Source organism: Streptomyces sp. HNM0575 (genome assembly GCF_012726265.1).
Taxonomy (GTDB): Bacteria; Actinomycetota; Actinomycetes; order Streptomycetales; family Streptomycetaceae; genus Streptomyces.
In genome coordinates, this window is record NZ_JAASAG010000009.1 from 200,233 (window position 1) to 219,589 (window position 19,357).

Here is a 19,357-nt window from a genome sequence, read left to right on the forward strand (position 1 = left end):
GATCAGGGTCGCCTGACCCGGGTGACCTGTTGGTGCTCGGCTGCTGTCGGTGCTCGGCTGCCGTTGGTGCTCGGCTGCCGTTGGCCGTCGTCCTACCGCGGCCCGGGGCGGTGCAGGCGTCCGCGGGCGATGAGTTCGAGGGTGAGGGCGGTGGCCAGGGCTTGGACGGCCATCAAGGCGATGAGGACGAAGAGTTGGACTGCGCCCGCGGACAGGGGGCCGGCGCCGCCGAGGAGCATTCCGACGAAGGCTCCGGGAAGGGTCACCAGGCCGACGGTGCGGGTCTGGTCGAGGCCCGGGATCAGCGCGTCGGACGCGGAAGGCCGGGCGATCTCCAGGCGGGCGTCCCGCTCGCTCAGCCCGAGGACCAGCCCCGCTTCCACCTCGCCGTGCCGGTGGTCGAGTGCGTCCAGCGCGCGGCGTCCTGCCAGGGAGGTAGCGGTCAGCGCCCCGCCGATGAGGATGCCCGTCACGGGGATAAGAACGATGCCTTTGAAGGGGACCAGTTCGGTGAGCAGGAGCGCGGCGACGACGGGCAGCACGGGCGAGGCGATCGGTATCGCGGCCGTCCACCAGGAGCGGTCAGCGGTGATGCGGCGTCCGGCGGTGCGGACGGCCACGGCCAGCATCAGCAGCAGAAAGGCGAGCGTGGCGAGGAAAGAGCGGACCACCCAGACGATCACTGCGGAGACGGCGGCGAGTTGAACCGTGGCCCGCACGCCGGCCAGCAGGATCTGGCGTACGCGGCTGCCGCGCCCACCGTCCGGTGCCAGGTGGAAGACGGCGGCGATGCCCGCGGCGGCAAGCAGAAGGGCGACGAGGAGGACCGCCAGGGTCGCGTTGACCGGCAGGAGCGAGGCTGCGCTCAGCTGCATGGGGCGAGTGTCCTTCCCGGCAGGACCCGCGTCCAGGGCTTCCAGAGCGGCGGAATGAGCGGCGGTTCTGTGGAGGGGACGGCGGCCACGGGCGCTAAACGTTCGCTCTATGTGCGGGAACCGCAAACGGCGGCCCTGGCCGTATCCGGATCTACTTCAAGAGGTCCTCTTCGAACGGAAAGCGGGAGAGAATCTCTCTGCCGGTCTCGGTGATCAGAACTTGCTCTTCAAGCTTTACCCCCTCGGCTCCGCCCTCCAGGCCGATATAGCTCTCCACGCAGATCACCATGCCGGGCACGATCTCGCCGTCGTACCCGGAAGCAGGGAAATCGCCTTCGTGATACAGGTACGGATACTCCCCGGTCATGCCACAGCCGTGTGCCGAGAGGTAGTACCGGTTCGCGTAGTAATCCTCGGGAATCTCCCAGGCTTCTCTCGCGTAATCCCGAAAACTCATGTGGGGACGCAGGATCGACATGTTGTGATGAAGCTGCTCGTACGCGACCTTGTAGAGCTTCCTCTGTTCCCGGGACGGCGTCCCCGGCCCCGAGTGGAAGGTCCTGGAGAAGTCCGAGTAGTAGCCGTGGCAGCCCACGACGTCGGTATCGAGAGCGATCAACTCGTCGGCCCCGACGATGTTCCCGCCCGTCTCCTGGAACCAGGGATTGGTCCGCTGCCCGGCGTTCAGCAGTCGCGTTTCGATGTAGTCGCCGTTCTGGGCGATGACCGACCGATGCAGCACCGACCACAGTTCGGCTTCGCTCAGGCCCGGCTCGATCGCCTCGCGGAGTGCGCCCACGCCGATCTCGGTTGCCCGAAGCGACGCAGCGACACACTTCAGCTCTTCGGGCGATTTCACCGATCTCGCGATCTCCACCGCATGCTGGGCGTCGACTACCCGGATTCCACTGCCGTTCAGTTCGATCGCAGCCCCTGCGTTCAGCCTCTCGAGGCCGACCGTTGCGCGGTCTCCGGCAAGCCGGGAGATCTCCTCCGCCATCTCCTGTGCCCAGGCACGCTCGGACGCGGCGATTTGAGGTCCCGCGGCGACGAAGCTGGCGGTCCTGGCGGGCCGGACTTCGTCGATGGTCTCAAGACCTTCGGCGAGGTGCATGCAGCCGGTGAACTCGTAGAGAATCGAGTGGTCCTGAGTGAGAAGCAGGTATCGCGCCGGGGCGTTGCGCATGGAGAAGACCTGCATGTTCCGCGCTCCGGTCGCATAGCGGATGTTGACCGGATCAGAAAGGATCACTGCGTCCACGCCGAGTGCCGCCATCCGGGATCGGACTCTGCTCAGCCGGTACCGTCGCACGGCGACGAGATCGATCCCCTGGTCGGCAGCAGGTTCGCGATCCAGCTGCGCAAGGCCTTCCAGATCTCCGCGTTCTGCGTGCCAGTCCAGTTCCGTCATTTCCTCTTCCTGATCGATTTCTCTTCCTGATTCAGGACGAGCTAGCCGGTCCGTTCACGGTCATGTCGAGGCCGGCCATGAGGGAAGAACATGATGACCAGCAGAATCGCGATCACTGAAGTCACGGGGGTGTCCAGGAGAAGGTGCCGGCGGAGGTGTTGAGGAAGAGAGCGGTCGGGACGAGGGTGGCGACCAGGTCACGCGCGGCGGCGGCGATCGGGCTGCGAGCCTGGGCGATGCGCCCGGCCTTGGCGGATGTGCGGACTAGTCTCTGCGTGCGGGGGCGGCGCTCCTGGTCGTAGCGGCCGAGCCCGGTGTCGACTTCGGTGTCGGAGCGGGCGGGTCCGGCGTGGACGGCGAGCGTCACCGCGTCTTCGAGAGCGAGTGCGGCTCCTTGGCCGAGGTCGGGAGTCATGGCGTGCGCGGCGTCGCCGAGCAGTACGACTCGCCCACGCACATAGGACGGCAAGGGGGTCGCCTGCGTATAGACGTCGGTCCGGATCAAGGCGGATTCCGGCGTGGCCGCGAGCAGTTGCGGAATGGGTGCGTGCCAGTGGCGGACGCGGTGGGCGAGGTCCGTCACCCGGATCTGCTGCTGTGAGCCCTCGGGGGCGGATTCGCAGAAGAACCAGTAGACGCGGTCGTCGGGAAGGGGCACTACCCCCACCCGCCGTCCGCGGCCCCAGGTTTCGACGACTGCCGTCTCAAGGCTGATCCCAGCGGTGCGCTGAGCGGGGACGATGCCGCGCCAGGCGACGTATCCGGCGTATTCGGGCTGAGGGTGGCCGGGGAAGGCCACCGTGCGGAGGGCGCTGCGGAGGCCGTCGGCTCCCACCACGAGATCGGCCTGTGCGGTCGTGAGACCGTCGGGCCCCTCGAACGTCACGGTGGCACGGTCGGTGTCGGCGGTGACTGTGACGGCCCGGTGCCCTGGGTGCAGCGTCACGTTGCCGTAGGACTCGAGTCCGGCCATCAAGAGCTGGTGCACGTCCGCACGATGCAGTACGAACGCCGGCTCACCGAACCGCTCTTGAAGGTCTGCGAGACGTGTCCGCATCAGCCAGCGCCCCCGTGCGGTCCGCAGTCCGGCTGATCCCTGTCTCATCCCGTGGGCGCGCAACCCTTCGCCGAGGCCGAGCCAGTCCACGGCGCGTACCGCGTTGGGCTCGATGGCCAGGCCCGCTCCGATCGCGCCGAACTGCCCTGCGCGTTCATGGACCCTGACTCGCCATCCGGCACGGGCCAGACCCCGCGTCACCGCGAGGCCGCCGATCCCGGCGCCGACGACGATCGCTGAGCGTTCCATCGCCTCACCTCTTCTGAAGCGTTCGTCTTGAGCGAGCGTACTGATGCCGATGCCGGCGAAAGCCCGTGGGCGACGAGATCCGACCGGTGCGCACGGCTCACGGCTTCCACGCCGGGAGCCCCGCGGCCTCCCGAGACGATGCAGGCCGGTAACGGAGCAGGCGCCTTCTAAGCGCTTGGCCGCAGAGTCGAACTCTGCCGACGTCGCGTGTGGCCGAACCAGGTAGACGCCCGTGGCGGTCACCACGCTGACGGGGCGGCCGGGCCGCGTCGCCATTCCCACGTGGCCGCATCGCAGATGTCCGGTGTTGTCCACGTTGTCCGTGACTTCGATGTGGACGTGTTTGCCTCGGGCTACCAGGAGTCAACGCACTGTGCTGTCATGACTTCCAGCGCAGTGCGTCGCTGGTGCCCATACGGCGTCCACGTCGGAAGTGGCTCTTTCGGGAAGGGAGGGCCGGTCACGGCACCGCCGGGCCCGACCGACCCGACACGCGTGGCCCACACCCCCTCAGAGATCGCAGGAATGACGACTTGTCCGAACGATGGCAAGACACCGGCGCCGCGCCGGGCGACGGCAATGGGTCACTCTCCGACCTGGACGACATCGCCCTGGTCAAGAGAGCGGCGCGGGAACCCGAATCGGTCGAGCACGTCGTGGAGGAGCTGAGCGCACGCCACCTCCTGGCGGTGACCGCCTACGCATCGCTGTGTGCCTCTGCGGAGGGCGGCGCCGAGACCCTGGCGGCCGCGGGGATCCGATCGGCCGTGCTGGAGGCGGAACCCGCCACACCGGACGAGGCGTTGCGGCCGAGGCTGCTGGCCGCCGTGCTGGAGGTGGCCAGGTTGCGGTGGGCGGACTCCGACTCGGACTCCGACCGCCGCGAGGAACTGAGCGCCGACCTCCGGGACTGGCTGGAGAGCGGCCCGGATGACGTACCCGAGGACGCGGGGTCCAACAACGCACCGGGGGCCGGCAGCGCACCCGGGGCCGTCGACCCTGGCCCGGCCCTGCTGCGCAGCACCTTCAGCGGTCTGCCGGTCCATCTCCAAGTCGTGCTGTGGCACGACGTGGTCGAGCGCGAGGAGCCCGCCGCCATCGGCCGTCTGCTGGGCGCATCGCCCGACACCGTCCGAGGCTGGCGCGGAAGCGCCCGCGCCAAGTTCCGGGATGCCTACCTGCGGACGTACGCGGACACGGGCGACAGCGAGTGCCGCCCCTTCGTGCGGCTGGTCGAGGCCGCCGCGGAGACGCGGCACATATCCCCCGCCGGCGACGTGGACGACCACCTCGCCGGCTGCGCCTACTGCCGACGGGCCTTCGAGGACCTGTCCCGCATAGAGGACGACTGCGACACCCTGCTCGTGGAAGGTGTGCTGGCGTGGGGCGGGGCGCGCTACGTCGCGGCGCGGCTGGGCTCCGGTGCGAAGTCCGCCGGCGCGCGCGAGCAGGCGCCTGAGGGTCCGGAGTCCGGCGCCACGGAGCTCGGCGCGAAGCCAACCGGGCAGGAACCGACGGATGAACTGGGTATGCCCGCCCCGGCGCCGCACACCCCCGGCCCCAACGACCGCGGGGGCAGCCGCAGACGGCGCACCACACAGGTGGCGATCACCTCGGCCGCCGTCGGGCTGGCGGTCATCGCCGCCGCGGCGTTCTTCGCTTCCGGCTCACACGACGGCGCACCGCAAGGCCGCGAAACGGCCCGGTCCCAGGCCGGTCCTACGGTGTCCGTACCGAGCCGTTCCCCGAGCCCGTCCGCCTCCTCCGAGCACGCCAAGCCGCCGGACAAGAAGACGAAGAAGCCCACCCCCTCCCCGTCGAAACCCCCGAAGCCGGCGGTGAGCGGCGCCGCCCTCCAGTGGAACTTCGACGAGGAGTCCGGCGGTGCGGCCGTTCGCGACACTTCCGGCCGCGGCAACAACGGCACGGTGACGGGAAGCGGCGCCCTGAGCCGAGGCCACGGCGGGTCGCTCTCGCTGAACGGGTCCCAGTACGTCGAAGGGGCCGCGGGAACGATCGACACCACGCGGAGCTACACCGTCTCCGCCTGGCTCAACCTCGCCTCCAAGCAGGACTTCTCCACGGCGATCAGCCAGGACGGCCAGGAGATCAGCGGCTTCTTCCTCCAGTACGACAACTCCATCGACCGCTGGCGGCTGGCGGTCGGCTTCGACGACTCCTCCGAGTTGGACGAGGACGAGGCGGTGTCGGCCGCGAGTCCCGTGCTCGGCAGGTGGCAGCACGTCGTGGGGGTCTACGACGCGCCCGCCCGCGAGATCCGGCTGTACGTGGACGGACAGCTCCAGGACACCACCCGGCACACGCCGGTGTGGTCGGCGAGCGGCAAGTTCGCGGTGGGGCGCGGCTGGTGGGAGGGCGAGGTGGCCGACCGCTTCCGCGGCGGTATCGACGCGGTCAGCGTGTTCCCGCGGGCGCTCTCCTCGTCCGAGGTCGCCACCCTGGCCCGTACCGCGTGACCCCCGGTCAACTCGGGCGCTCCACCGCGCAGGGCGCGGTCAGGGCAGGCTCGAACCTCTCTGGGCTTGCCAGGCGTCGCCTGCGTCGTCCGCGTCGGTGCTGCGGCTGAGAGCTTCCCATCGGCCGTCGTTCTCGACGCGCTTGCTCCAGATCTCGCGTCCGTATTCGTATGCGTCGCTGCCGGCGAGAAGACGGAGGGGAGGCTCGTCGAGGTCCGCGACGCGCAGCACGAGCGCGGCGACCTTCGCCGGGTCGCTGTTGGCGGTCTTCGCGAAGTCCGTCATCGCCCGCATCGAGGCGCCCACCGTCTCCTCGTAAGGTTCGCTGATCGGTGGCGTGGTCATCGAGGTGCCTGCCCAGTCGGTACGCATGCCGCCGGGTTCCAGCACCGTCACCTTGATTCCCAGGGGGCCGACCTCCGCGGCCAGCGCCTCGCTGAAGCCGCCCACCGCCCACTTCGCCGACTGGTAGGCGGTCATCCCCGGGGTGCCGACGCGGCCGCCGAGCGAGGAGACCTGGACGATGCGCCCTCCTCCTTGGCTGCGCAGCACGGGGACGGCCGCCTTGGTGACGTGGACGGTCCCGAGGAAGTTCGTCTCGACCTGGCGGCGGAAGGCGTCCAGCGTCGTGTCCTCAAGGGATGCACGGTCGCCCTGACCCGCGTTGTTGACGACGACGTCGATGCGCCCGAAGGCACGGACACCGGCCTCGACAGCTGCCTGCGCGGCCTCGGAGTCGGTGACGTCCAGAGCCCGGGGGAGGATCCGGTCGCCGTGGCGTTCGACGAGTGTCTTCAGTGTCTGCGGGTCGCGCGCCGTGGCGACGACGCGGTGGCCGGCCGCGAGCGCCTGCTCGACGATCTGCCGCCCGAGCCCTCTGGACGCCCCGGTCACGAAGAACACCTTGCCCATGTCCTGTCCCGCCTCTCGCGTAACGCAATCGCTTTGCGTAGAGAGAGCACGGTAGGTCCGCGACCCGCAGTACGTCAAACGGCTTGCGTTAAACTCGGGCGCCATGGCATCCACCGCTCGTCGCGCCCGGTCCGAGGAGGCCAAGGGGGCACGCATCGCCGCGTTCCTCGACGCCGCTCGCGAGATAGCAGCTCGGGACGGCGTCCGTCACGTCACCCTGACCGCGGTGACGGCACACGTGGGCCTGCATCCCTCGGCACTGCGCCGCTACTTCGAGTCCACCGAGGAACTCCTGCTGGAACTCACCGAGCGGGGCTGGGGCGAGTGGCGCGACGAACTGCTCGCCCAACTGAGCGGCGCCCACGGCCTCGACGCGTCCGCCGCCGCCTCGGCCGTCACGACGTCGCTGGTGAGGCTGCCGGTCTTCTGCGATCTGCTCACCCACGCGGCGCTCAGCCTGGAGGGGGCCGTCCGCCTCGAGCGGGCCCGGCAGTACAAGCGCGCGGCGACCGTCGCCTACGAGGAGATGCTCGACGCGCTCACCGGCAGCGTCGAGCGCCTCGAGATCGAGGGGGCGCGGACGGTGCTCACCACGGCGATGGGCACCGGCGGCTTCCTGTACCAGCTGTCCCGGCCGACCCCGACACTTCGGCAGCTGTACGCAGAGGAACCGCGCTGGGCCCACTCGGCACTGCGCTTCAACGAGCAGTTGACGGCGGTGCTCACGGCAACAGTCCGCGGTGCACAGCGTCCTGGCACATCCGGCTGACCCAAACCGCCACCCCGTAACCGAGGCGGCCGGGGCATCCGGCGGGAGCGATGACGACCTCACTGATGTGGTGGCGTTCCTCGAACGGCGCCCGGTACGGGGCCCGGTACCCGGGCACGTTGCAGCGACGTGATCGAGTCCGGTCTCGAGTCCGGTCTCATCACAGCCGTGGACGACGGGCGGGACGAAAGCTCATGTGGTCAGCAGGCGACTGGCGAATTCACCGATCATGACGGTTGTGGCATGCGGATAGGAGCTGACGAGCGTCGGCATGACGGACGCGTCCGCGATCCGGAGGCCGTCGACACCGTGGACGCGGAGTTCGGCGTCCACCACCGCTCCCATTGCACAGGTGCCGACGGGGTGGAAGTAGGGCGTGGCCGCGTCCCGGATGAATGACACGGTCTCGGAACGCGTCATGCTCTCCCCCGGTGCCACCAGTCTCTTGGTGATCTCGCGGAAGCCAGGACCGGCTGCCATGTCGAAGCCGATCTCCACGCCCCTGACGAGTGCCGCGACATCCGCCTCGTCCTGCAACATGTTCGGCTGGATCTCCAGCTCGCCGCCCTCCCGAATTCTGACGTATCCGCGGCTCTGGGGTCTCGACAGGCCGGGCGCGATGCTGAAGGAGTTCGGAGGGACGGTGAACCGAGCACCGATCTCGGGGGTGACGTACGGGATTTGCAGTGCCACGAACATCAGGTCCGGCCTGCCGACTTCGGGCCGGCTCCGGCAGAATGCGACGCTGCCCTCCAGGTTGTTGTTCAGCGGCGGGAGCGAGGCGTTCGCCTCGAAGCACAGGCTCGCAAGGATCGGATGCTCCTGGAGATTCCGTCCTACGCCGGGCAGGTTCACCTCCGCATCGATGCCGGCCTCTCTCAGATCGCTCGCCGGTCCGATCCCGGAAAGCATCAGCAGTCTCGGGGTGTCGATCGCTCCGGCGCTGAGCACCACCTCGGTGAGCGCGGACACCCGGACTGGTTCGCCGTCCACGACGTACTCCACGCCCGTGCAACGGCCCCGCGACACAAGGACTTTCCGCGCCTTCGCGCCCGTCACGACGGTCAGTCTGCTGCTGTCCTCAAGAGCGGTGACGTAGGCATCCCACGGATTGACCCGCCGGCCATGACGGACGTTCAGGTTCACGGGACCGACCCCTTCAGGAGCCGCGACGGTCACGTCGTCCAGATAGGGCATACCCAACGACCGCCCGGCGTCGATCAGCGCTGTCGCGACCGGATGCAGATCCTTCGCGCGCTCGACATGCACCGGCCCGCCTGAACCGCGGAGCCGGCTCTCGCCGTCCTCCCAGTCCTCACTGCGCTTGAAGAGGGGAAGGACGGATTCGAAGTCCCAGCCGGTGTTTCCCGCGGCGGCCCACTCGTCGTAGTCCGCCTCGTGGCCTCGCGTCCAGACGAGCGCGTTGATGGCACCAGATCCCCCCAGCAACTTCCCTCTGGAGAGAGGGTGTTGCCGGTCATGGGTCGACGGGTGGGGTGAGTAGCCGTAGCCGTAGTCGAAAGACGAGCCGATGTTCTCAACCCAGCGTGCCGGATAGTAGAGGGTCGGCGCGTCCGTATCGGCGCCGCCGTTCTCGAGAACCAGAACACTGGCGTCGGTCTCCTCGACCAGACGCCGAGCCACCACGCTTCCCGCGGAACCTCCACCGACAATCACGAAGTCGAAGCTCGATTCGCTCTTTCTCATGCTTCCGTCCGATCGTTGTGTGACAGCTGAACTCACCTGTTCCGGACGGGAGGGCAGCCGTGGTCGCGGTGCCTCGGGCAGCGAACCGGAATTCGTGCGGGACCACCGGGCAAGCGATGTGCATCGCGTGGACCGAGGCTGTCAGCGCATCGACGGAAGAGCGCGCTTGTAGTGCGCGCAAGCCTGCTGAAATCACCCTGATACACGAAATGATGCTACGGATCGGAGGTTCATCGTGAGCTTGGTAACGTCCGCCGGTCGCCGAACGGAGGCCCTGGCCTTGGGGTGACGAGCCGCATGCCATCGGCCGCATGCAATGAGAAAAATCCCTATTCCGGGCATGGGAGATTGCCGGCAGGCAAAGTCGATTGCCGCTCTATGGCGAGGAGTTGACAAAGGATTGACTGCCGGAAGGGAAAAGTCCAAGGACCGGGGCCTTAGTTTCTTCCGCATGCCCCCACAGTCTTCGAATCTCCCGGTCCTGCCTTACCGGAAACCCACACGCGACCGCGACTATTGGCTACTGGACGACGTCCTTCCGAACGTCGACGACGTGCGCGCCCGTTGCCTCGCCAAGGACGACTGGCTCGAGGGCTATCCGTACAGGCGCGAGAGCTGGCCCGGACTGCGGACCATGCCCGGACTCGAACCGGCCGAACTCGCCCGCATCGAAGGCCTGGTGAGGAAGAGCACGGGCGCGAAGAAGCTGTGGCAGGAGGTCGCTCCGGGCGGTGGCACTCTCAACCACAACTGCATCCAGGTCGTCGGCAAGGACGAGGGCGAGCCCCGCCCGCACACCGACTCGCGCAACCTGTGCCGCTACGCCGCGGTGCTCTACCTGAGCCCTGACGCACCGAAGGACTGCGGAACCAGTTTCTACAGGCAGAGTCTTCCGGGAGGCACCCTCGGCGGAAACATGGTGACGGCGCCGCACAACAACATGGTCGACGCCCTGGGCACGCGCCTCGTATCGCCCGACGCCTTCGTCGAGGACGTGCGCATACCCCACCGTTACAACCGGCTGCTCCTCTACACCGCGAACATGATGCACACCGCCACCGGCTACTGCGGCAGCACTCTGGAAGACAAGCGCATGACAGCCGTCTTCTTCTGGATGGCGTGACCATGACGCGCCATCCAGGAGCACCACACCGTGTGGCTTTCGTCGGGCCGGCCCGGTAGAGTGTCCGCATACCCCACCGGGTCTGAGAAGGCCCGGCCAGACGGCCCCTCACGAGGGGCCGTTTTTGTATCGCTGCGGCCGACCGCAGAGCAGGAGCCATCACCTTGCCTCTCGTCGTGTACGTCGACGGTTTCAATCTGTACAACGGCATCAAGAGCGCCTACGGCCGCCGCTTCCTGTGGCTGGACCTCGTCCAGCTGGCCCGTCGCCTCCGGCCCAGAGAGTCGATGATCACGGTCAAGTACTTCACCGCCGCCGTACTCGACGAGCCCGGCGCCGCCAGTCGGCAAAGCACCTACCTCAAGGCGCTCTCCGCGCACTGCGGAGAGCAGATCGAGATCATCATGGGCCGTTACCAGCGCAAGACGATGCGCTGCCGCAACTGCGGTGAGACGTGGACCAGTTATGAGGAGAAGGAAACCGACGTCAACATGGCGGTCCACTTGGCCGCTGATGTGACTGCCGGACACGCGAACTCGGCTCTGATCATCAGCGCTGACTCCGATATGTGCCCCGCCGTGCGCACAGCGCAGCAGACTGCGCCAGGAGTCAACATCGTGGCCGCGTTTCCTCCACGTCGGCAATCCGCGGAACTGCGCAAGCTTCTCCCCCGCTCCTTCACCATCGGCCGCGGACGACTTGCGCAATCCCAGCTACCGCCTGCCGTGCCCGACCCGGCCACGGGCAGGCACCTTCGTCGCCCGAAGAAGTGGAGCTGACATCCGCTGGCCGGCATCGCCTCGGGCAAGCCCACATTCCTCCCCGCCGCCCAGGGCCGCACGGACCGCGGGTCGCCGAACGTTGAGTCGGAAGCCGACGCTCAGGAGCGTCAGGCAGCGGCCTGGTCGAGGTCGGAGAGGTCCAGGACGAAGCGGTAGCGGACGTCTCCTCGGCCCAGGCGGGTGAGGGCTTCCTGAACGCGGGCCGAGGGGAGCACTTCCACGTCCGCGGTGATGCCGTGTTCTGCACAGAAGGCCAGCAGTTCGGCAGTATGCAGCCGGCCACCCGTGCCTGCCGATGTCAGCTTCTTGCGCCCCTGGACGAGGTCCAGGATCTTCACCGTGGCCGGGAGTGGGAAGCCGAGCACGGCCAGCGTGCCGTCCAGGGCCGCCATCCGCAGCAGCGGGGAGAAGTCGTGCGGAGCGGGAATGGTGTCCAGGATCAGGTCGAAGGAGTCGCGCGCCTGCTCGGTCTGCTGCTCGTCGGTGGTCAGCACCAGGCCGGCGCCGCCGAGTGCGCGGACGTCACCGGCCTTGTCCTGACTGCGGCTGAGGACTGTGACCTCGGCGCCGAGAGCGGCGGCCAACTTCACCGCGAGGTGCCCTAGACCCCCCAGGCCGGCAACGGCGACCCGGCTGCCCGGCCCGATCCCGGCTGCGCGCAGAGGCTCCCACACCGTGATGCCGGCGCACATGAGGGGAGCGGCGGCGGACGGGTCAAGCGCCTCGGGCAGGCGGTAGGCGAACTTCTCGCGCAGCACGTACTCGCGACTGTAGGCGCCCTTGGTCTTGGTGCCGTCCACACGGTCGGTGCCGCCATAGGTGGTGGTCGGATGCTCGTAGCAGAAGTTCTCCTGCCCGGCCTCACACATCGGACAGGCCCCGCAGGAGTCGACGATGGTCCCCACTGCCACCCTGTCGCCGAGAGCGAAGCAGGTCACAGCGGATCCGAGCGCGGTGACCGTGCCCGTGAACTCGTGGCCCGGGACCAGAACGCCCTCATTCAGAGTTCCCTGGATTCTGTGCAGGTCGCTGCCGCAGACACCACAGAAGTCGATGCGCACCGCAATGTCGTCGGCGCGCAGCTCGCGTCGCTCGACCACGGCTCGCTCCAGCGCGGTAGAGCCGTCGGCGGTGCTCTGCCAGCCAAGGGTGGTGCGCATGGACCCTCCAAGTAGAAAAACTTTTCTGTCTTCATTCGACCCTACAGCTGCTCGACGGAGGCGCAAACAGAAGATTCTGTCTGTAGCATTGACGGCATGCCTGGACTGCCGAGCACCCAACGTGGAGCCGCGACGAGCCGGCGCATCCTCGACGCCGCCGCCGAGGAGTTCGCGCGGCACGGCATCGCCGGCGCCCGGATCGAGCGCATCATCTCCACCGCGCGCACCAACAAGGCACAGGTCTATGGCTACTTCGGCAACAAGGAGGGTCTGTTCGATGCAGTCGTCGCCGACTGCGTCGACCAGAGCACCGCCGCGTTGCCCTTCGACGCCGACGACCTGCCCGGCTGGGCGGTGCGGCTGTACGACGAGAACCTGCACCGCCCGAATCTGGTGCGACTCATCGCCTGGATCCAGCTGGAACGGCGCCCGGCCGGACGGTGGTTCGACAGCTCTCAGCACGAGCACAAGATCGCGGCCATCGCCCAGGCCCAGGCCGCGGGCCGGCTGCGCCCCGGTGACCCCTTCGACCTGCTGACCCTGGTCATCGCCATGGCGAACGCCTGGTCGCCGACCAGCAGCGTCTACACCGCCACCGAGGCGGACGACCCCGCCGAACACGAGCGCCGCCGGACCCTGCTGCATGACTTCGTCGCCCGCGCCGTGACGTCGACGCCTTGATGCAGCCGCAGGGGCAGGCACACGCTGCGCGGTACGGGCCTGCCGGGGTGCGCGGACGCCCCCGCTCGTTGCCCTGCTTCTCAGGGAGAATGTGCTGCGCGCCGGGCCGACGATCGACGAAGAGCGAAACGGCTTGGCTGACGCCTTTCGTGGTCGGGGTAGTGCGCACGGTCCTCGTGGCCGTGTAGGAGGTGAGGAGTATCGCGGATGGGCCCGGCTGACCGCCCGAGAGTACAAGTGCCGGTGGGCGAAGACTCCGAGCGCTGGAGCAGCCGGAGGGCTCAGCGGCGCGTGCTCGTCGTCGTACACAACGTCACCTCGGCCGGGCGTCTGCTGGATGTCCTGCCGCTGTTCCACGACGACTTCCGCGTCCAGTTGATCGTGACGTCGACAGGGTCCTCCGCTTTCCAGAGCGGCATCGAGGACCTGTTCGGCGAGCTTGGTCTGCCCGTGCTGCCCTGGAGGCAGGCGCTGAGGACCCCGGTCCACCTGGCCGTCTCCGCCAGCTTCGGGGGTCAACTCCACGCGATACGTGGCAAGTTGGCCATACTGTCACATGGAGTTGGATATACTAAGAAGCTGGCTACGCCGAACGCCGAACGCCGAACGCCGAACGCCGAACGCCGAACGCCGAACGCCGAACGCCGAACGCCGAACGCCGAACGCCGAACGCCGAACGCCGAACGCCGAACGCCGAACGCCGAACGCCGTCCCGACGTTCGGGCTTTCGCCCGACTGGCTGCTGGTGGACGGCAAGCCTTTCGTCGACGCGCTCGTTCTGTCTCACCCCGAACAGCTGGAGCGGTTGTGCAGGGTGTGCCCGGAGGCCGCGGAGTCAGCGGTACTCGCCGGGGATCCTTGCTTCGACCGCATGCTGGCCGCGCGCCCCTATCGGGAGCGCTACCGTCGAGCCCTCGGAGTGCGGCGCGGGCAGCGTCTCGTGGTCCTCAACTCGACGTGGAACACGGAGGGTTTCTTCGGCGACGGCGGCGATCAGGACCTCCTGCCGGGTCTGCTGCCCAGGCTCACCGCCGAGTTGCCCGCCGACGACTTTCGGCTGGCCGCGGTACTGCACCCCAATATCTGGCACGGCCATGGGCCAGGGCAGATCCGGGCCTGGCTGGACCGGGCGCGGAGAAGTGGGCTGACGCTGATCGATCCGGTGCACGCGTGGCGTCAGGCGCTCCTCGCGGCGGACGTGATCCTCGGGGATTTCGGCGCGGTCTCCTACTACGGGGCTGCTCTGGGCACCCCTGTACTGCTCGCGTCTTCCACGCAGGAGGGGCTCGACCCCGAGGCACCGCTGGCGTCGTTCGTCCGGAACGCCCCGCGGCTCGATCTGCTCGCCTCGCTGCGGGGGCAGTTGGAGAGGTTGCTGAGTCGGCACCGCCCGCTCGCGGGCCCTGCGGAGTTCGCCAGTTCCAGCCCCGGCGCCTCTGCGGCGCTGCTGCGACGGCACTTCTATGCCCTGATGGACCTGCCCGAGCCGCCCGGCCCCGCGCTGCTGGAGCCGTTGCCGCTGCCGCAGTATGAACCGCCTCGGCGTACGGCGCCGATGCGCGTCCGTACGCGCATCCACGGTGAGGAAGTCACAGTGGAGCGCTCCACGAGGATCCCGTACGGAGCCGCCGGTGACACGCACCTCGCCGTACACGAGGACACCCGGGATCCCGGTGATCTGGCCCTGGCCGACGTCATCTGGCGCGAGGGCCGGCCGGACGATCCGCGCCTCGGGGGCCCCGCCAACTGGAGCGCAGAGGTGCTGAGTCGGCACCCGCACTGCGTCATGGCCGCGTACGTGACCGGGCCGGACACATGCACCATAGGCACCCGACGGCACGGCGTTCTGCAAGTGTCCGCGGGCCCCGGAGCGGACGCCGACCCTGCGGCATACGTCTCAGCCCTGTATGCGTGGCTGGGCAGCGACGGGACGGTGCCGCCCGACGGAGCGACCCTCCGGGTGTGCACAGCCGGCGAAGTGCACCCGGTGTCGGTGACGCCTGCTATATCGCAGCCTCGCAGCGCTCCCGCAGACCGGTGAGGTACGCCAGGTGCGGAGCAGCCTTCTCGGGGGCGAGCAGGCGCTCGGCCACAGTGATCTTCGCCAGCGCCGCAGAGTTGTCGCCTGCCTCGTGCAGGGTGTCGGCAAGGTCGGTGAGGGCGCGGGCCTGGTTGTACGCCTCCCCTTGTGCGGCGAACCAGTCCTGTACGGACTCCAGGCGGCTGCGGGACTCTTCCAGCCGTCCCAGACCGCGCAGGGCCCGCGCTTGGTGGCGTTCGGCCAACGTGAGAGCACGCGGGAGATCGTCCACGCCCTTCTGGCCGGGCGTGATGCTCCGGTAGATGCGCTCCGCCTCGATGAACTGCTCGTACGCCGCCGGGTACTTCCACTGGTTCAGGTGCAGCAGACCGAGTAATTCCACGGAGGACGCCTCTCCCCGTACGTGGCCGGCCGCACGCTCGCATGCGACGGCGTCGCGCGCCTGCTGTTCGGCCTCCTCCCCGCGCCGTAGCTCGCCGAGGCAGTGGGCGAGCTGGAAGTGCAATGCGCCGGCCATCCGGGAGCTTGACTGGTGTTCGTCGGCGCAGCGGGCGGCAAGCCGGAGGGCCGGCAGCAGCTCGTCCCAGCGACCGGCCTTCAGCTGAAGCGGCCACAGCGCGCGGGCCAGGCGCAGGACCGTGCCGTACTGCTGGTATTCCTCGGCGACCGAGACCGCCCGAACCAGATTGCCGAGGTCGGCCAGCAGAGCCGCCATGCCCTCGGCCTCGTCGCGGTACGGGCTCCCCTCGGCCGGGGCGAGCTCCACCACCCGCCAGCTCTTCGGCAGTGCGGCGCACGCGGCGTGCAAGGCCCGCTCAAGGAGCTCGCCGAGCACTCGTGAGACGGCGGCCGAACACTCCGGAATTCCGTGCTCCGGGCCTGCTTCATCCTCCAGATGACGGCGAACCTCTGGGCGGAAGCGATAGCGGCCGTCGCCCAAGCGCTCCATCAGCTGCACCTCCGCCGCCTTGGCCAGCATCCGGCCGGCTTCCTGCGGGGTGACGTCCGCGGCCCGTCCGCCCAGGGTGGCGTCGACGGAAGGCCAGCCGCCCAGGGCGGCGAGCCGGCAGAGCCGTGCCGCATCGGGCCCGAGGCGGTGGACGGCGTCCCGTGTGACAGCACGTACGGGATCGTTTGCCGTGGCTCCGTCCACGGAGCTCGGGAGGGTTGGATCCCCTGCCAGCAGACGCATCGCCGCTGCCTGCAACGCGAAGGCGTTGCCTTCGCAGCGAGCCACCGTTCCCGACACCTCGGCCGCGGGCCAGGACACCCCGTACCGCGTGGCCACCTTCTTCAGCATCCGTTTCGCGTCCCGCTCCTCCAGCTTGGGCACCTCGATCAACTCCGCCTCCAGCGTGAAGGCGGGACCCGAGGAGACGACCAGCAGGAAGACCTCCGGCGCGGATGGGATCAGGGCACGCACCTGCGCGGCCGTGGTCGCGTGATCGACCACGATCAGAGCCCTGCGACCCGCCGTCAGACTCCGGTAGAGCGCTTCCCGACCCGTCTCCGTGGACGGCATCTGCTCCGGGTCGACGTCCATCTGCTGCAACAGAAGCTGAAGGACGGTGGCCGGATCCGGTCCGAGCTCCCCCGCGGCGCCGCGGAGGTCGATGTAGAACTGTCCGTCGGGGAACCGGTCGATGCAGAGGGAACCCCAGTGCAGCGCCACCGCGCTTGTGCCCATGCCCGGCCGCCCGTACAGCAGCGCGGCCCTCGGCCGACCCGCAGCCGGGCGCGTGGCCTCGCGCCGAAGCAGCTTCACGACCCTGGCGCGGTCGGTGAAGTCCCGCGGAGCGGGCGGGAGACCCGGCCCCGGCCGCAGCGTCGGCGCAGCATCCGACATGCTCCGCATGAGGTGGGTGAACTCGGTGTTCTGCCGGGGATCCTCGGACAGGCGCCGGTGCACCTGACGCGCCAGGATCTCCCACCCCTCCGTGGTGTCCGGTAGCGGCGTCTCCCGCCCCAGGCAACGCCGTACCTGGGCACCGGTCGACAACAGGATGTGCTTGCCCATCTCCCCCGCGGCGCCGTTCCCCACCGCAGTCAGAAACGCGGTCAGCGCTCCCACCGTCACGACCTCGAACACGCCTGCCCCTCCCCCAAGTCCGGCTCCAGGCCCGACTGTATCGGTCCGGATCTGCGGAGACTCCAATTCCGTTGCGCAGCAGGGCACTTGGGCCGGGTCACTTCACCGGCGCCACCCTGGCGGACTCTTGATCGTCGCGTTCAGGCGCACCAAGTCCCGCGCATAAGGGCAGTCTGCGGCGGCATCAAAGCGGCCCGGCATGCGTGCACTTGGGCAGGTCTCGATTCGCGGCTTCTGGATCGGCAGCGGCTCCCGTGCGCCCCGATAGCGGAGGCCGCGCGTGACGCCTGCACCTGCGGCCGGATCCATGTAGCAGACATCGTTTCCCAACAGCCGGCAACACCCGTGCGACGCGCGGGTGTTGCCGGTCATGACTTGGCCAACCCGTTCCCGCACGTTGGCCACATGTTCGCCGGGCATCCCTGACGCGCCTCGCCGTCGCGGGCGGAAGGTGATCGGCGGCCCCGCCTGCATCCGGGCCGGCGCGGTCACCGGAGATCCCTCTCTCGCTCAAGAAGGGACCGTCATGGCTGAGTTGACACGCCGTAGGCTTCTCGGTTCGGCAGCGGGGACGCTGGGCGGCGCCGCTGCCCTCTCGCTCCTCCCGCCGAGTGTCCAGAAGGCCGTCGCCGCCGAGCCGCCCAAGCACGGCTCGCTGCGCGACGTCGAGCACGTCGTCATGCTGATGCAGGAGAACCGGTCGTTCGACCACTACTTCGGCACCCTGTCCGGTGTCCGCGGCTTCGACGACCCGCGGGCCCTCAAGCTGGAGAACGGGCGTTCCGTCTTCTACCAGCCCGACGAGGAGAACCCGAAGGGGTATCTGCTGCCCTTCCACCTGGACACCCACAAGTCGAGCGCCCAAGCCATCCCGTCCACCAGCCATGCCTGGTCCGTGCAGCACCAGGCGTTGAACGGCGGCAAGATGGACCGGTGGTTGCCGGCCCACCGCGAGGCGGACGGCGTCAACGGCCCCTATGTGATGGGGTATTACACGCGCGAGGACATTCCGTTCCAGTTCGCGCTCGCCGACGCCTTCACCGTCTGCGACAACTACTACTGCTCGGTCCTCGGCCCCACCTGGCCCAACCGCCTGATGTGGATGACCGGTTCCATCGACCCGGGCGGCACCCGGGGCGGCCCGGTCATCAGCAACGTCGCGCCCTCGCCGTACCGCTGGAAGACCTATGCCGAACGTCTTCAGGAAGCCGGCATCAGCTGGAAGGTGTACCAGCAGGACGACGACTACGAGTGCAACATGCTGGAGCAGTTCGCGACGTTCCGGAACGCGCAGCCCGGCTCCGAGCTGTACGAGCGGGGCGTACGCCCGCAGCCCGAGGGCACCTTCGAGGACGACGCCCGCAACGACCGCCTCCCGGCGGTGAGCTGGATCATTCCGACGACCGACCAGTCGGAGCACCCCGACTACCTGCCGGCGGCCGGAGCCGACTACGTGGCCTCGAAGATCGAGGCGATCGCGTCGAACCCGAAGGTGTGGCGCAAGACCGCCTTCATCCTCAACTACGACGAGAACGACGGCCTGTTCGACCACGTCGCCCCGCCGACCGCTCCGGCGGGAACGCCCGACGAATACGTCCAGGGGCTGCCGACAGGCGCCGGCTTCCGGGTCCCGGCCATCGTCATCTCGCCCTGGACCGTGGGCGGTTGGGTCGCATCGGAGGCATTCGACCACACCTCCGCCCTGCTGTTCCTGGAGCGCTTCACCGGGGTGGAGGAACCGAACATCAGCGAATGGCGGCGCGCCACCTTCGGCGATCTCACGTCCGCCTTCCGCTTCCCCGACGCCCGCCCCCGCTCGCCGCGGCTCCCCGACGACACGGAGGAGCAGCTGGAGAAGGCGAGGGAGGAAGTGGCGAACCTGCCGAAGCCGACGCTCCCCGGAGCGGACCAGACCCTCCCGCACCAGGAGAAGGGCCGGCGTCCGCACGTATGACACACGCCCCGTGGGAGCGGCGATCCCGCCACCGCCGGTGCCGCGCGCGGGGTGACCTGAAGGCCCGTGG

The 19,357-nt window shown here is 68.8% G+C and carries 14 protein-coding genes; 7 read left to right on the plus strand and 7 right to left on the minus strand.

The annotated features are described in order from the left end of the window. Positions 1-92 precede the first annotated feature (92 nt). From HCC61_RS21810 to HCC61_RS21820, 3 genes are all read right to left on the minus strand, one after another. Complete coding sequence (locus HCC61_RS21810) at positions 93-875, minus strand: ABC transporter permease (protein WP_169137848.1); 783 nt, start codon at positions 873-875, stop codon at positions 93-95. Between the two features lie 151 nt (positions 876-1,026). Then, positions 1,027-2,286 (minus strand): Xaa-Pro peptidase family protein, encoded by a 1,260-nt coding sequence (locus HCC61_RS21815; protein ID WP_169137850.1) that lies wholly within the window; start codon positions 2,284-2,286, stop codon positions 1,027-1,029. Between the two features lie 121 nt (positions 2,287-2,407). Beyond that, the gene (locus HCC61_RS21820; RefSeq protein ID WP_169137853.1) at positions 2,408-3,592 is read right to left on the minus strand and encodes an FAD-dependent monooxygenase; all 1,185 of its coding nucleotides are present in this window, start codon (positions 3,590-3,592) and stop codon (positions 2,408-2,410) included. 533 nt (positions 3,593-4,125) lie between these two features. Between HCC61_RS21820 and HCC61_RS21825 the strand changes: the two genes are divergently transcribed. Continuing rightward, positions 4,126-6,069 (plus strand): LamG domain-containing protein, encoded by a 1,944-nt coding sequence (locus HCC61_RS21825; RefSeq protein WP_169137855.1) that lies wholly within the window; start codon positions 4,126-4,128, stop codon positions 6,067-6,069. Positions 6,070-6,108: 39 nt separating this feature from the next. Here HCC61_RS21825 and HCC61_RS21830 read toward each other — a convergent pair whose 3' ends face one another. Next, complete coding sequence (locus HCC61_RS21830; RefSeq protein ID WP_169137858.1) at positions 6,109-6,981, minus strand: SDR family NAD(P)-dependent oxidoreductase; 873 nt, start codon at positions 6,979-6,981, stop codon at positions 6,109-6,111. A 103-nt stretch (positions 6,982-7,084) separates the two neighbouring features. Between HCC61_RS21830 and HCC61_RS21835 the strand changes: the two genes are divergently transcribed. After that, positions 7,085-7,750, plus strand: a complete 666-nt coding sequence (locus tag HCC61_RS21835; RefSeq protein WP_169137860.1) for a TetR family transcriptional regulator — start codon at positions 7,085-7,087, stop codon at positions 7,748-7,750. 192 nt (positions 7,751-7,942) lie between these two features. On the opposite strand, the gene HCC61_RS21840 is transcribed toward HCC61_RS21835, so the two are convergent. Further along, a complete protein-coding gene (locus HCC61_RS21840; protein WP_169137862.1) occupies positions 7,943-9,457 on the minus strand; it encodes a GMC family oxidoreductase N-terminal domain-containing protein in 1,515 nt (504 codons plus the stop codon). A gap of 451 nt (positions 9,458-9,908) precedes the next feature. Here HCC61_RS21840 and HCC61_RS21845 point away from each other — a divergent pair, with 451 nt between their 5' ends. Then, on the plus strand, positions 9,909-10,580 hold the full coding sequence (locus tag HCC61_RS21845) for a DUF6445 family protein (protein ID WP_169137864.1): 672 nt from the start codon (positions 9,909-9,911) through the stop codon (positions 10,578-10,580). Positions 10,581-10,744: 164 nt separating this feature from the next. Continuing rightward, positions 10,745-11,359: an NYN domain-containing protein gene (locus HCC61_RS21850; RefSeq protein WP_206322827.1), complete on the plus strand. Its 615-nt coding sequence runs from the start codon at positions 10,745-10,747 to the stop codon at positions 11,357-11,359. Positions 11,360-11,469: 110 nt separating this feature from the next. Here the strand turns inward: HCC61_RS21850 and HCC61_RS21855 are convergent, their stop codons facing one another. Beyond that, the gene (locus HCC61_RS21855; RefSeq protein ID WP_169137865.1) at positions 11,470-12,522 is read right to left on the minus strand and encodes an NAD(P)-dependent alcohol dehydrogenase; all 1,053 of its coding nucleotides are present in this window, start codon (positions 12,520-12,522) and stop codon (positions 11,470-11,472) included. A 96-nt stretch (positions 12,523-12,618) separates the two neighbouring features. On the opposite strand from HCC61_RS21855, the gene HCC61_RS21860 reads away from it, so the two are divergent. Together HCC61_RS21860 and HCC61_RS21865 are read left to right on the plus strand one after the other, a co-directional pair. Continuing rightward, entirely contained in the window at positions 12,619-13,203 is a 585-nt protein-coding gene (locus HCC61_RS21860) for a TetR family transcriptional regulator (RefSeq protein ID WP_169137867.1), read from the plus strand. 745 nt (positions 13,204-13,948) lie between these two features. Next, a complete protein-coding gene (locus HCC61_RS21865) occupies positions 13,949-15,244 on the plus strand; it encodes a hypothetical protein (RefSeq protein WP_169137869.1) in 1,296 nt (431 codons plus the stop codon). Here the strand turns inward: HCC61_RS21865 and HCC61_RS21870 are convergent. Beyond that, the gene (locus tag HCC61_RS21870) at positions 15,207-17,333 is read right to left on the minus strand and encodes an ATP-binding protein (RefSeq protein WP_169137871.1); all 2,127 of its coding nucleotides are present in this window, start codon (positions 17,331-17,333) and stop codon (positions 15,207-15,209) included. The genes HCC61_RS21865 and HCC61_RS21870 overlap by 38 nt on opposite strands. Positions 17,334-17,859: 526 nt before the next feature. On the opposite strand from HCC61_RS21870, the gene HCC61_RS21875 reads away from it, so the two are divergent. Further along, positions 17,860-19,287 carry an alkaline phosphatase family protein gene (locus tag HCC61_RS21875; RefSeq protein ID WP_169137873.1) on the plus strand — a complete coding sequence of 476 codons (1,428 nt, stop codon included), beginning with the start codon at positions 17,860-17,862 and terminating at the stop codon, positions 19,285-19,287. Positions 19,288-19,357 lie beyond the last annotated feature (70 nt).

Excerpts from the sequence above, each read along its gene's own strand:
- HCC61_RS21810 (WP_169137848.1), bottom strand. The coding sequence starts at position 875 with ATGCAGCTGAGCGCAGCCTCGCTCCTGCCGGTCAACGCGACCCTGGCG.
- HCC61_RS21815 (WP_169137850.1), bottom strand. The coding sequence starts at position 2,286 with ATGACGGAACTGGACTGGCACGCAGAACGCGGAGATCTGGAAGGCCTT.
- HCC61_RS21820 (WP_169137853.1), bottom strand. The coding sequence starts at position 3,592 with ATGGAACGCTCAGCGATCGTCGTCGGCGCCGGGATCGGCGGCCTCGCG.
- HCC61_RS21830 (WP_169137858.1), bottom strand. The coding sequence starts at position 6,981 with ATGGGCAAGGTGTTCTTCGTGACCGGGGCGTCCAGAGGGCTCGGGCGG.
- HCC61_RS21835 (WP_169137860.1), top strand. The coding sequence starts at position 7,085 with ATGGCATCCACCGCTCGTCGCGCCCGGTCCGAGGAGGCCAAGGGGGCA.
- HCC61_RS21840 (WP_169137862.1), bottom strand. The coding sequence starts at position 9,457 with ATGAGAAAGAGCGAATCGAGCTTCGACTTCGTGATTGTCGGTGGAGGT.
- HCC61_RS21845 (WP_169137864.1), top strand. The coding sequence starts at position 9,909 with ATGCCCCCACAGTCTTCGAATCTCCCGGTCCTGCCTTACCGGAAACCC.
- HCC61_RS21855 (WP_169137865.1), bottom strand. The coding sequence starts at position 12,522 with ATGCGCACCACCCTTGGCTGGCAGAGCACCGCCGACGGCTCTACCGCG.
- HCC61_RS21860 (WP_169137867.1), top strand. The coding sequence starts at position 12,619 with ATGCCTGGACTGCCGAGCACCCAACGTGGAGCCGCGACGAGCCGGCGC.
- HCC61_RS21875 (WP_169137873.1), top strand. The coding sequence starts at position 17,860 with ATGGCTGAGTTGACACGCCGTAGGCTTCTCGGTTCGGCAGCGGGGACG.